This window comes from Streptomyces sp. NEAU-YJ-81, from assembly GCF_017592595.1.
Taxonomy (GTDB): Bacteria; Actinomycetota; Actinomycetes; order Streptomycetales; family Streptomycetaceae; genus Streptomyces; species Streptomyces hygroscopicus_B.
This window is the reverse complement of record NZ_JAGFNO010000004.1, coordinates 581175-595391: the sequence shown is the minus strand read 5'-3', so window position 1 is coordinate 595391 and position 14217 is coordinate 581175. Positions and strand designations below refer to the sequence as shown.

Genomic DNA, 14217 nt, shown 5'->3' with positions numbered 1-14217 from the left:
GGTGCGGTGGCGGTGGATGTGGGTGGTGTGTATGAGCGGTTGGCTGGGGTGGGTTTGGAGTATGGGCCGGTGTTTCGGGGGGTGCGGGCTGCGTGGCGTCGTGGTGATGAGGTGTTTGCGGAGGTGGAGCTTGGGGAGGAGGAGCGTGCGGAGGCGGGGCGGTTCGGTCTGCATCCGGCCCTCCTCGACGCCGCCCTTCATGCCGCGGCATTGGGAGGGGACGGCTCGGAAGAGGATTCCTCCCGCCCGGGCCCGGGACTTCCGTTCGTCTGGAGCGGTGTGTCCCTGTACGCAACGGGCGCGGACGCCCTGCGCGTGAGGCTCGCCCCTGCCGGACCGGATGCCGTCTCGCTGCTCGTCGCCGACACCACCGGGGCGCCGGTGGCCTCGGTGGCGTCGCTGGTGACCCGTACGGTCTCCTCCGGGCAGCTCCACGCCGCGCGGAACGTGACGCATGACATGCTGTTCCACACCACATGGCGGGAGGTGTCCGCCCAGCATGACGTACCCGCGACCAGGGGCCGATGGGCGGTGCTCGGAACCGGAGTGCCGCACCTTGACGACGTAGGCGAAGGTGGACCGGCGGACCCGGTGACGTATCCGGAACTGGCGGATCTGATCCAGGCCATGAACGACGGAACGGTCACCCCCGACACCGTTCTGGTCTCTTTCACGGCCGATTCCGGAGCCCGCGTAGGCGACCCGGCCGAGGTTCGGGACATGGCCCATCGTGCGTTGGGTGTGGTGCAGGGGTGGTTGGCTGAGGAGAGGTTTGCTGGTTCGCGGTTGGTGGTGGTGACGCGGGGTGCGGTGGCTGCTGTGTCGGGTGAGGATGTGCCGGACGTGGCGGCTGCCGCGGTGTGGGGTTTGGTGCGTTCGGCGCAGGCTGAGCATCCGGATCGGTTTGTCCTGGTGGATGTGGACGATGGGCGGGTGCCGGCTGGTGTGCTGGGGGTCGTGTTGGGGTGTGGGGAGCCTCAGGTGGCTGTGCGGTCGGGGGGTGTGCTGGTGCCTCGGCTGGTGCGTGCGGTTGCTTCTGCGGGTGTTGTTGAGGGGGCCGGGTCGGGGTTTGTGTGGGATCCCGAGGGGTCGGTGCTGGTGACGGGTGCGTTGGGGACGTTGGGTGGTTTGGTGGCACGGCATTTGGTGGCCGAGCGGGGGGTGCGGCATTTGGTGCTGGTTTCTCGGCGGGGTCGGGAGGCGACTGGTGCGGCGGAGTTGGAGGCCGAGCTGACGGAGCTGGGTGCGTCGGTGACCGTGGCTGCCTGCGATGTCGCCGACCGGGAGGCGCTGGCGGGGGTGTTGGCGCGTATTCCGGTGGATCGTCCGTTGCGTGGTGTGGTGCATGCGGCCGGTGTGCTGGACGACGGTGTCATCGAGACCCTGACTCCCGAGCGTGTCGACACCGTGCTCCGCCCCAAGGCCGACGCCGTCTTCCACCTCCATGAGCTGACCCGGGACCTGGATCTGTCGGCATTCGTGGTGTTCTCCTCCGCGGCCGGCACGTTCGGCGGCGCCGGACAGGGCAACTACGCCGCGGCGAATGCCTACGTCGACGCCCTGGCGGCCCACCGGCGCGCACTCGGCCTGCCCGCCGTCGCGCTGGCCTGGGGGTTTTGGGCCGAGCGCAGTGGCATGACGGGCCACCTGGACGACGAGGACGTACGGCGCATGCGGCGCGGCGGCATCGCCCCGCTGACGTCGGAAGAGGGCCTTGCGCTGCTCGACGCCTCCGGGACCATGGCACAGCCCGTCCTGCTGCCCATGCGCCTGGACCTCCCGGCGCTCCGTGCCCAGGCGGCGTCCGGTGCGGTACCGGCCCTGCTCCGCGACCTGCTGTCCGTTTCCACACGTCGTACCGTGCGGCCGTCGAGCGACGGCGCGGGCGAGTCGGACCTGTGGCGGCGGCTGGCGCCCCTGTCGGCGGACGAGCAGGAAGAAGTCCTGCTGAACCTGGTGTGCACCCATGTCGCCGAGGTGCTCGGACACGCGGGGGCGGACTCCATCGAGGTGGGGCGTGCGTTCAAGGAGCTCGGGTTCGACTCGCTGACGGCCGTCGAGCTACGGAACCGGCTGAACACGGCCACCGGACTGCGCTTGCCCGCCACCCTCGTCTTCGACTACCCCACGCCCGTGGTGATCGCCCGCCATCTGCGCTCCGAGCTGGCCGAGGCGTACCAGGGCGGCACCGTGCCGGTCTCGCTGTCCGGCTCCGCCGGTACGGGCACGCTCGCGACCCACGACGAGCCCATCGCGATCGTGGCGATGAGCTGCCGCTTCCCCGGTGGTGTGCGTACGCCGGAGCAGCTGTGGCAGCTTTTGGAGCGCGGCACGGACGCCATCTCCGCCTTCCCGGAAGACCGTGGCTGGGATGTGGAGGGGCTGTACGACCCGGACCCGGACGCTGCGGGGAAGAGCTATGCGCGGGAGGGCGGCTTCCTCTACGACGCGGGTGACTTCGACCCGGCGTTCTTCGGGATCTCGCCGCGTGAGGCGCTGGCGATGGATCCGCAGCAGCGGCTGCTGCTGGAGACCTCGTGGGAAGCGCTGGAGCGGGCCGGTATCGACCCGGCGACCCTGCGCGGTAGCCAGACCGGAGTCTTCGCCGGTGTCATGCACCACGATTACGGACTGCTGCAGGGCCCGGGCGGCGGCCCCGGCGCCCCCAGCGCGGGCAGCATCGTCTCGGGACGGATCTCCTACACCTTCGGTTTCGAGGGCCCGGCCGTGACGGTGGACACCGCGTGTTCATCGTCGCTGGTGGCGCTGCACCTGGCGACGCAGGCGCTGCGGCGGGGTGAGTGCTCGCTCGCGCTCGCCGGCGGTGTGACGGTGATGTCCACGCCGGGTCTGTTCGTGGAGTTCAGCTGGCAGCGTGGGCTGTCGGCCGACGGGCGGTGCAGGGCCTTCGCGGGGGCGGCGGATGGTACCGGGTTCTCCGAGGGCGTCGGGGTGCTGTTGCTGGAGCGGCTGTCGGATGCGCGGCGTAATGGTCATCGGGTGTTGGCGGTGGTGCGTGGTTCGGCTGTCAATCAGGATGGTGCGAGTAATGGGCTGTCGGCGCCGAATGGTCCGTCGCAGCAGCGGGTGATTCGGGCGGCGTTGGAGAGTGCTCGGTTGTCGGCCGCTGAGGTGGATGCGGTGGAGGCGCACGGTACGGGGACGAAGCTGGGTGATCCGATCGAGGCGCAGGCGTTGCTGGCGACGTATGGCCAGGAGCGTGCCGCGGAGGGTCGGCCGCTGTGGTTGGGCGCGATCAAGTCGAACATCGGTCATACGCAGGCGGCTGCTGGTGTGGCGGGTGTGATGAAGATGGTGTTGGCGATGCGGCATGGTGTGCTGCCGAGGACGTTGCATGTTGATGAGCCGTCGCCGCATGTGGAGTGGTCGGCGGGTGCGGTGGAGTTGTTGACGGATGCGGTGGTGTGGCCGGATACGGGCCGTCCGCGGCGTGCGGGTGTGTCGTCCTTCGGTATCAGCGGCACCAACGCACACGTCATCCTCGAACAGTCGCCCGTGGTGTTGCCCGACACCGAATCCCCCGACGAACGACGGCCGTTGACGCCTTCCGTGGTGTCGTGGGTGGTCTCGGGACGGTCCGAACGCGCGCTGCGGGCTCAGGCGAGTCGGCTGGCGTCGTTCACAAGAGAACGGTCCGAGCTGCCGATCGTGGATGTGGCGCTGTCGTTGGCGACGACGCGAAGCGCGTTCGAGCATCGTGCCGTGGTGCTGGCCGCTGACCGGGCCGGCCTTGTCGATGGCTTGGAGGCACTGTCGATCGGCGCCCCAGCGCCGGGCGTTGTTCAGGGATCCGAGGTGCCCGGCAAGTTGGCGGTGTTGTTCTCGGGTCAGGGTAGTCAGCGGGTCGGGATGGGCCGGGAGTTGTATGAGGCGTTCCCGGTGTTCGCGGAGGCGTTTGATGAGGTGTGTGGGCATTTCGAGGGGGTGTTGGAGCGTCCGCTGCGGGAGGTGATCAGCGGGGATGCGTTGGGGTTGGATGAGACGGTGTTTGCGCAGTGTGGGTTGTTTGCGGTGGAGGTGGGGCTGTTTCGGTTGGTGGAGTCGTGGGGTGTGCGGCCGGATTTTGTGGCGGGGCATTCGATTGGTGAGTTGGTGGCTGCTCATGTGGCGGGTGTGTTGTCGCTTGGGGATGCGTGTGTGTTGGTGGCGGCTCGTGGGCGGTTGATGCAGGGGTTGCCGTCGGGTGGGGTGATGGTGTCGGTGCAGGCCGCCGAAGCCGATGTACTGCCGTTGCTGGCGGGTCGTGAGGCCGAGGTGAGTGTGGCGGCGGTCAACGGTCCGCGCTCGACCGTGATCTCCGGTGCCGAGGAGGCGGTGATGGAGGTCGCCGGGCACCTTGAGGTCCAGGGCGTCAAGACGAAGCGGCTGCGCGTTTCGCATGCGTTCCACTCGCCGTTGATGGAGCCGATGCTGGCCGAGTTCCGGCAGGTGGCGGAGGGGCTGTCGTATGCGCCTCCGCGTATTCCCGTCGTGTCGAATGTGACGGGCGCGGTCGCTGATGCCGAGGCGCTGTGCTCGGCCGAGTACTGGGTACGGCACGTCCGCGAGACCGTGCGCTTCGCCGATGGGGTGAAGAGCCTGGCGGACCAGGGCGCCACGACCCATCTGGAGCTGGGACCGGACGGAGTGTTGTCCGGGATGGGTCAGGAGTGCGCTCCCGACGCCGTCTTCGCCCCGGCCCTGCGTACCGGTCGTGACGAGGCCACCTCGCTGCACGAAGCGCTGGCGCAGATCCACGTCCGGGGGCGCTCCGTGGACTGGGCTGCCCTGCTCGCCCCGGCGCGCCCCCGGCCCGTCGAGCTGCCGACGTATGCCTTCCAGCGGGAGCGGTACTGGCTGGAGTCGGCCGCGTCCAGGGCGGATGCGTCCTCGGCGGGGCTGGAGCCGGCGGAGCATCCGCTGCTCGGTGCCGCGGTGACGCTGCCCGACTCCGACGGGTGCTTGTTCACCGGCCGGCTGTCCGCGCGTACGCACGCCTGGCTGGCCGACCATGAGGTGCTGGGGGCGGTGATGCTGCCGGGGACGGCGTTCGTCGAGCTGGCGCTGCACGCGGGCGACCGCGTTGGATGCGCCCGGCTGGAGGAGCTGACGCTCGAGGCGCCCCTGGTCCTCCCCGAACACGGTGGCGTACAGGTGCGGGTGACGGTCTCGGACGCCGATGACTCGGGGCGCCGGGAGCTGACCGTGCACTCACGCGAGGACAGCGGGGAAGGGCCGTGGCTTCGGCACGCGACGGGCAGTGTCGCGCCCGAGCCGTCCACCTCCGCGCGCGCCGCCCTCCCCGCCTCCGTATGGCCGCCGCGGGACGCCGAACCCGTGTCGCTGGAGGGGCATTACGAGCGGCTTGCCGAAACGGGATTGCGGTACGGGCCGGTGTTCCAGGGACTGCGTGGCGTGTGGCGGCGCGGGACCGAGGTGTTCGCCGAAGTCGCGCTGCCCGACGAGGCGGAGCAGGACCCGCGCCGTTTCGGCCTGCACCCGGCCTTGCTGGATGCCGCCCTGCACGCCGTGGGTGCCGCAGCCACCGGCACGTCGGAGGCCGCTGGCTCGTCGGACGCCACCGGCGCGTCGGACGCCGCCGGCCACCTGGGGGAGATCCGGTTGCCGTTCTCATGGAGCGGAGTGTCGGTGCACGCGGCGGGCGCTGCCACGCTGCGCGTACGCCTCAGCCCGACGGGAGCCGATGGCATGGCGCTGTCGATGGAGGTGCGGGACGGGACCGGTGCGCCGGTGGCGACGGTGGAGTCGCTGGCGACGCGCCCCGTCTCCCCGGAGCAGGTCAACGCGGCGCGCGGTGCGGCGCACCAGTCCCTCTTCCGGCTGAACTGGAGCGTTCTGCCCGGCGCCGAGGCGCAGGTGCACAGCGCCGTGGCCGAAGTAGCGCCGCAGGACGGCGTCGGCTGGCACGACATGACGGCATTCGGTGAGGCGATCGGCATTGAAGGGGCCGTGCCTCCGGCGGTGGTGTGCGTGGTCCCGCCCGTGTCCGCCGCCGAGGGCGATGAGTCGGCCGAGGGCGACGAGATACGGGACGTGATTCTTCGGGCGCTGGAACTGGTGCGAGGGTGGCTGGCCGAGGAGCGGTTCGCCGAATCGCGACTGGTGATCGCCACGCAGGGTGCGGTGACCGTCGAGGACGACGAGGACAACCAGAGCAATGAGGCCGCGGTGGATCTCGCGGCGGCCGCCGTATGGGGCCTGGTACGGACCGCGCAGACCGAGCACCCCGACCGGTTCATCCTGGTCGACCTGGACGGTGCGGAGCAGGGACCGCGGGAGCCCGGGCGTCGGCCACTGACCCCTGAGACCCTCACCGTGCTGTCCGCCGCGGTGGCGAGCGGCGAACCCCAGGTGGCGGTGCGCGGCGGGCGGCTGCTGGCACCTCGCCTGGGCCGGGTGCGGACCGCCGCATCCTCGGGCACCACCGGCACCACCGGCACCACCGGCACCACCGGCACCACCGGAACCACCGGAACAGCCGGAACCGCGGGGACCACCCCGACCGCCCAGGCCGCGATGCCCTCGGCGGTGTGGGACGCGGAAGGCACGGTCCTGGTGACCGGTGCCACCGGCACACTGGGCGGGCTGGTCGCCCGCCACCTCGTGGCCGAGCGCGGCGTACGCCATCTGCTGTTGGTGAGCCGTCGGGGCGCGGACGCCCCCGGCGCCCACGCGCTGGAAGCGGAGCTGGTGGCGGCGGGCGCCTCGGTCAGCTGGGCCGCCTGCGACGTGGCCGACCGGGACGCGCTGAGCGCCGTGGTGAAGGGCGTCTCCGAAACACATCCGCTGCGCGGAGTCATCCACACGGCCGGGGTGCTCGACGACGGCGTCATCGCATCCCTGACGCCCGAGCGCGTGGACGCGGTGCTGCGCCCGAAGATGGACGCGGCCATCGCCCTGCACAAGCTGACCGAGGCGATGGACCTGTCGGCGTTCGTCGTGTTCTCCTCGGCCACCGGGACCTTCGGCACGGCCGGCCAGGGCAACTACGCGGCGGCCAACGCCTTCCTCGACGCGCTGATACAGCGCCGCCGGGCCTCGGGGCTGCCCGGCCTGTCGCTCGCGTGGGGACTGTGGGACGAGCGCGGCGGAATGGCCGGAGGGCTGGCCGAGGCGGATCTGCGGCGCATGGGCCGGTCCGGAGTGGACGGGCTGTCGCCCGAGGAGGGCCTGGCCCTGTTCGACGCGGGATGTGCCGGGGAGCTGCCCGTGGTCGTCCCGATGCGGCTGGACCCGGCCAAGGCACGTGGCGCCGACGGTGAAGTGCCGCACATCATGCGGGGGTTGGTGCGGACTCCGGCGCGCCGGGCCGCGGCGGAGGGCACCGGTGCCGCAGGTGACCTGCGGGAGCGGCTCGCCGCCGTGGCGTCGTCGGAGGACGGCGAACGCCTGGTGCTGGACCTGGTGCGGCGGTGCGTGGCCACGGTGCTCGGGCACGGTGGGGCGGCCGCGGTGGAGCCGGACCGCGCCTTCAAGGACTTCGGTTTCGATTCGCTGACGGCGGTGGAGCTGCGCAACCGCCTCGGTACGGCCACCGGACTGCGCCTCACGGCCACGCTGGTGTTCGACTACCCGACGCCGATCGCCCTGGCCCACCATCTCCACCAGGAGCTGACCGGCGGGGGCGACGGCGTACGTCCCGCCCAACCCGCTCTGCCCACCGGCAAGCCGGACACTGGCCACGAGCAGGTGGCGGGCGACGACCTGGTGGCGATCGTTGGCATGGCCTGCCGTTTCCCTGGTGGCGCCCGGTCACCGGAGGAGCTGTGGCGGCTGCTTGCGGCGGGCGAGGAGGCCATTTCCGGCTTTCCCGCCAATCGTGGCTGGGATGTGGCGGGGCTGTACGACCCCGACCCGGAGGCGGATGGCAAGAGCTATGCCCGGGAGGGCGGCTTCCTGCACACCGCCGGCGAGTTCGACCCGGCGTTCTTCGGCATCTCGCCGCGTGAGGCCCTGGCGATGGACCCGCAGCAGCGGCTGCTGCTGGAGACGTCCTGGGAGGCGTTCGAGCGGGCCGGAATCGACCCGACGACCCTTCGGGGCAGCACGACCGGTGTCTTCGCGGGTCTGATGTACCACGACTACGGATCCCAGCTTCGCAGTGTCCCCGAGGGCGCCGAGGGCTACCTCGCCACGGGTGGGTCCGGAAGCATCGCATCGGGCCGGATCGCCTACACCTTCGGTCTCGAGGGCCCGGCCGTGACCATCGACACCGCCTGCTCGTCGTCGCTGGTGGCGCTGCACCTTGCCGCGCAGGCGCTGCGGCAGGGCGAATGCTCGCTGGCGCTGGCGGGCGGGGTGGCCGTGATGTCCACCCCCGCCACCTTCGTGGAGTTCAGCCGTCAGCGGGGTCTTGCGGCTGACGGCCGGTGCAAGGCGTTCGCGGCGGCCGCGGACGGTACGGGCTGGGGCGAGGGTGTGGGCATGCTGCTGCTGGAGCGGCTGTCGGACGCGCGGCGCAACGGACACCAGATCCTCGCGGTGGTACGCGGCTCCGCCGTCAACCAGGACGGTGCGAGCAACGGGCTCACCGCGCCCAACGGACCCTCGCAACAGCGGGTGATCCGGGCGGCGCTGGCCAACGCGCGGCTGTCGGCGGCCGAGGTGGACGTGGTCGAGGCGCACGGTACGGGTACCACGCTGGGCGACCCGATCGAGGCACAGGCGCTGCTGGCCACGTACGGCCGTGAACACACCGACGACCAGCCCCTGTGGCTCGGCTCGATCAAGTCCAACATCGGGCACACCCAGGCCGCGGCCGGTGTCGCGGGCATTATGAAGATGGTGCTTGCCATGCGGCATGGTCTGTTGCCGCAGACGCTGGGCGTCGACGAACCGTCGCCGCACATCGACTGGACGGCGGGAGCCGTCGAGCTGCTCACCGAGGCCAGGCCCTGGCCCGAGACCGACCGCCCACGCCGGGCGGGCGTCTCGTCCTTCGGTCTCAGCGGCACCAACGCCCACATCGTCCTCGAACAGGAGGCGCCGACCGAGGCCGACGAGGAAACCTCCGAGGAGGACGCGCAACTGCCTCCCGCCGTCGTGCCATGGGTGCTGTCGGCGAAGTCCGATGCCGGTGTGCGGGGGCAGGCCGCGCGACTGCTGTCGGTGGTGGCCGGGAATACCGGCCCGGCGATGACGGACATCGGTCTGTCGCTGGTCACCACGCGTGCGGCGTTCGAGCGGCGGGCGGTGGTGCTGGGTGGTGACCGTACCGCGCTCGTCAGTGGCCTGACCGCGCTGGGCGAGGGCCGCGAGGCGGCGGGCGTGGTGCGGGGGGCCGTGGTCGGCCCCGATGCCCGGGTGGCCTTTGTCTTCCCTGGTCAGGGGTCGCAGTGGGTGGGGATGGCGGCGGGGTTGCTGGAGTCTTCGCCGGTGTTCGCGGAGCGGGTTGGTGAGTGTGCGGCGGCGTTGGCGCCGTTCGTTGACTGGTCGCTCGGGGATGTGTTGCGGGGTGGGGAGGGTGCTGCGGAGGCGTTGGAGCGGGTGGATGTGGTGCAGCCTGCCTTGTTCGCGGTGATGGTGTCGCTTGCGGAGCTGTGGCGTTCGCACGGTGTCGAGCCTGCTGCTGTCATCGGTCACTCTCAGGGTGAGATCGCGGCGGCGTGTGTGGCGGGTGCGTTGTCGCTGAAGGACGCCGCGCGCGTGGTGGCGTTGCGAAGCCAAGCACTGCGGGCGTTGTCCGGCGGTGGTGGCATGGTGTCGGTGTCACTGCCCGTGAAGGCGGTACGAGAGCGGCTGGTCCGATGGGGTGAGCGGCTGTCTGTGGCAGCGGTGAACGGGCCCTCGGCGGTTGTTGTCTCGGGTGACGCCGACGCGCTGGACGAGCTGCTGGCGGTGTGCGAGGGCGAGGAGATCCGGGCCCGTCGCATCCCCGTGGACTACGCCTCGCACTGCGCCCATGTCGAGGCAATCGAGGGCGAGTTGCTGCGGGAGCTGGCGGATATCGCTCCCCGGGCGTCGTCGGTGCCGTTCTACTCCACGGTCACGGCAGGCGTCCTCGATACGACCGGACTGGACGCCGGGTACTGGTACCGCAATCTGCGCCGGACGGTGCGCTTCGACGAGACCGTCCGATCCCTGCTGGCCGACGGCTTCCAGGTGTTCATCGAGGCCAGCGCCCACCCCGTCCTGACGATGGGAGTGGAGCAGACCGCCGAGGATCACGGCACCCGCGTCACCGCCGTCGGTTCGCTGCGCCGCGACGATGGCGGTCTCGACCGGTTCGCCACCTCCCTCGCCGAGGCGTATGTCGGCGGCGCGCCCGTCGACTGGGCGAGGATGTTCGCCGGAACGGGCGCGGAGCGGGCCGATCTGCCGACGTATGCCTTCCAGCGCACGCACTTCTGGCTGGAGTCCGAGGCGGTCGAGGCCGGTGATGTGGCATCGGCGGGGCTGGATTCGGCCGGGCATCCGTTGCTGGGTGCCGCCGTGCCGCTGCCCGACTCCGACGGTTTCCTGCTCACCGGCCGGCTGTCGCTCCGTACCCATCCCTGGCTCGCCGACCACGCGGTGGCGGATGTCACGCTGCTGCCCGGGACGGCCTTCGTGGAGCTGCTGATGCGGGCCGGTGACGCGGTCGGCTGCGACCGGGTGGACGAACTGACCCTGGGAGCACCGCTTGTGCTGCCCGAGCAGGGCACGGTCCGGCTTCAGGTCGCCGTCGGCGGTCCTGACGAGGCGGGGCGGCGCTCGGTCGGTGTGTACGCGCAGACGGAGGACGGCCCCTGGACGCAGCACGCGACCGGTGTGCTCGCCGCCGGCGTGCTCGGCGGCGGCAGCTCGGCCGATCGCGCCATTGAGACGGAGGCATGGCCACCGGCTGGTGCGGAGGCGGTGGATGTCGCCGGGCTCTACGAAAGGTTCGCACGGACCGGACTCGGCTACGGGCCATCGTTCCAGGGGCTGCGCGCCGTCTGGCGCAAGGGCGAGGAGGTCTTCGCGGAGGTCGGCCTGGCGGAGGAGGCACGGCAGGAGGCCGAGCGCTTTGGCCTCCATCCGGCCCTGCTGGACGCCGCGTTGCACGCGATGGCGTTCGGCGGCTTCGTCCGCCTCCCCGAACCCGATGGCAAGACCCGCCAGGATGGGGGGCCCGGCACCGGACGGGTCCGGCTTCCCTTCGCCTGGAGCGGAGTGGCGCTGCATGCCACGGGCGCGTCCGCGCTGCGGGTGCGGCTGGCCCCGGCCGGGGCGGACGCGGTGTCGCTGACCGCGCTCGACGAGTCGGGACGCCCGGTGGCCTCGGTGGCTTCGCTCGTCACCCGCGCGGTGGCCCGGGACCAGCTCGGCGCGGCGCATGGCGCCTTCCACGAGTCGCTTTTCCGCCTGGAGTGGACGGCGCCCACGGTGGTGTCCCCGTCGTCCGTCGCTCCCGGCCGCTGGGCCGTCCTCGCCGAGGGTGACACGGGGCTGTCGGCGGCGCTGAAGTCGGCGGGCACGGCCGGTGCCCTGGCCGAGACGTACGCGGATCCGTCCGCTCTGGGAGAGGCCGTCGAGGCGGGACGAACGGCGCCGGATCTGGTGTTCGCCTGCCTGTCCTCCCAGCCTTCCCTCTCCTCGGCCCCTTCCCACACGTCCGCCTCGCGCGACGAAACGGACCCGGAGGCACTCGCACCGTCCGCCGAGGCGGTCCGCGCCGTGGCGCACCGGGCCCTCGCGCTGGTGCAGTCGTGGCTGGCCGATGAGCGGTTCGGACGGTCCCGGCTGGTGCTGGTCACCCGTGGGGCGGTCGGCGTCCGGCCCGGGGAACCGCTCGCCGATCCGGCCTGCGCCGCGGTGTGGGGGCTGGTGAGGTCGGCGCAGTCGGAGAATCCCGACCGGTTCCTGCTGCTCGACCTGGACGACCAGGAGGCGTCGTTCGCCGCCCTGCCGCAGGCCCTGTCGGGCGACGAGCCGCAGATGGCGGTGCGCGCCGGCGGGGTGCTGGTGCCACGGCTCGCCCGGGTCCCCGCGGCCCGCGCGACCGCGTCCACGCCGGCCGGGGAGCGGGACGGCGAGGCCGCCTCCACCCCGCTGTGGGATCCGGCGGGAACGGTCCTCATCACCGGCGCCACGGGTGTGCTCGGTTCCCTGGTGGCCCGTCACCTGGTGGCCGAGCACGGCGTACGCCATCTGCTGCTGACCAGCCGCCGGGGCCGCGAGGCCACCGGCGCCGCCGAGCTGGTGGACGAGCTGACCACGTCGGGGGCGTCGGTGTCCCTGGCCGCCTGCGACACGGCCGACCGCGCCGCGCTGGCGCGGCTGCTGGCCACCGTACCGGCCGAGCATCCGCTGACCGGGGTGGTGCACGCGGCAGGTGTCCTCGACGACGGGGTGATCGGGTCGCTGACTCCGGAGCGCGTCGACACGGTGCTGCGGCCCAAGGCCGATGCCGCCATCAACCTCCATGAGCTGACGGAGGACCTGCCGCTGTCCGCGTTCGTGCTGTTCTCCTCGGCGGCGGGCGTGTTCGGTGGCAGTGGCCAGGCCAACTACGCCGCGGCCAACGCCTTCCTGGACGTACTGGCGCAGCGGCGCAGCGCACGGGGGTTGCCGGCGGTCTCCCTGGCCTGGGGACTGTGGGCCGAACGCAGCGCCATGACGGGGCACATGGACGACAGAGACGTCGAGCGGCTCAACCGGGCGGGAGTGACGCCGCTGTCGTCCGAGGAGGGCCTCGCGCTCTTCGACGCCGCGACGGCGCAAGCGCACGCCCGGGCCGGGGGCCACGGCGCCGGTGAGGGCGCCGGTGTGAGTGGCGGCGGGCAGCAGGAGAGCGCCACCGATGCACACCCGCTGCTGGTGCCGATGCGGCTCGACATCGCCGCCCTGCGGGTGCAGGCCGCCTCCCTCGGTGTGCCGCATCTGCTACGCGGGCTGGTCCGGGCCCCGGCCCGCAGGACGGCGCACAACGCCGCCCCCGGCTCCGCCACCGGCGACGGGGGAGTGGCGCCGATCGGGCAGCGCCTGAACGGGCTGTCGGACAAGGAGCAGACCCAGGTCCTGACCGAGCTGGTGCGCACCCATGCCGCCACCGTGCTCGGCCATGACTCACCGGACCTGGTGGAGGACGGCCACGCCTTCCTGGAGCTGGGGATCACCTCGCTCACCGCGGTGGAGATCCGCAACCGGCTCAACCTCGCCACCGGTCTCAACCTGCCCGCCACGCTGCTCTTCGACCACGGCACACCCGCGGCGCTCGCCGCCCATCTGCGCGCCCAACTGGTCCCCGGCGCCCCGGACGCCGCCCCGCGGGGCGAGGCGCCGGCCACCGGTGCGGCGCATCCGGCGACGGCCCCGACCGCCAGTGCGGCCAGGGCCGGGACGGGCTCGACGATCGAGGCGCTGTACCGGCAGGCGTGCGCCGATGAACAGTACGTGGCGGGCACCCAACTGCTCATGGCCGCGGCCAGGCTGCGCCCGTCGTTCCGTACGGCGGCTGAGCTGACCACCGCGCCCAAGCTGGTGCGGCTCTCCAAGGGCGCTGCGGCGCCGGGGCTGGTGTGTTTCCCGTCGCTGGTCGCCATCTCGGGGCCCCGTGAGTACGCCCGTTTCGCGGCCGGTTTCCGGGGCCGACGGGATGTCTCCGTGCTGCCCGAGCCCGGCTTCGGCAAGGGGGAACTGCTTCCGGCGAGCGTCGAGGCAGTCGTGGAGATGCAGGCGGAGGCGGTGTTGCGGTGTGCCGGGGAGAAGCCGTTCGTGCTCGTCGGACGCTCGTCGGGTGGCTGGATCGCCCAGGCGGTCGCGGGGTGGCTGGAGGCGCGTGGCAGCGCGCCCTCGGCGGTCGTCCTGCTGGACACCTATCTGCCGCGCAGCGAGGCGCTGCCATGGATCCAGACGAATCTGTCCGGCAAGATGTTCGACCGGGAAAAGATGTTCGGTGTGGTGGACGAGGGCAGGCTGACCGCGATGGGCGGCTATCTGCGCCTCTTCTCCGACTGGGGGCCGACACCGATCGACGCGCCGATTCTCACGGTGAAAGCGGAGGAATCCTTTCCAGGATCCGGAGAGGGCGCGGACGAGGAATCGGCATGGGGTGCGACACTGACCCGTATCGACGTTCCCGGCGACCACTTCACCATGATGGAGGATTTCGCCGGCATAGCTGCCGAAGCGGTCCTCAACTGGCTTGCGGAGAATGTGTGATTCGCGTTGCCTGGCATCCTGATAGGCTCGCGTTCATTCGAAGCGCGGAAGAAAAAACGGGGAAGGCGCTCG

General features: G+C 71.7%; 1 protein-coding gene. It reads left to right on the top strand.

From position 1 onward, the window contains the following. Positions 1 to 14145, top strand: a 14145-nt coding sequence (locus J5X86_RS13580) for a type I polyketide synthase (RefSeq protein ID WP_208516994.1), incomplete at its 5' end; no start/stop codon positions are given. Positions 14146 to 14217 lie beyond the last annotated feature (72 nt).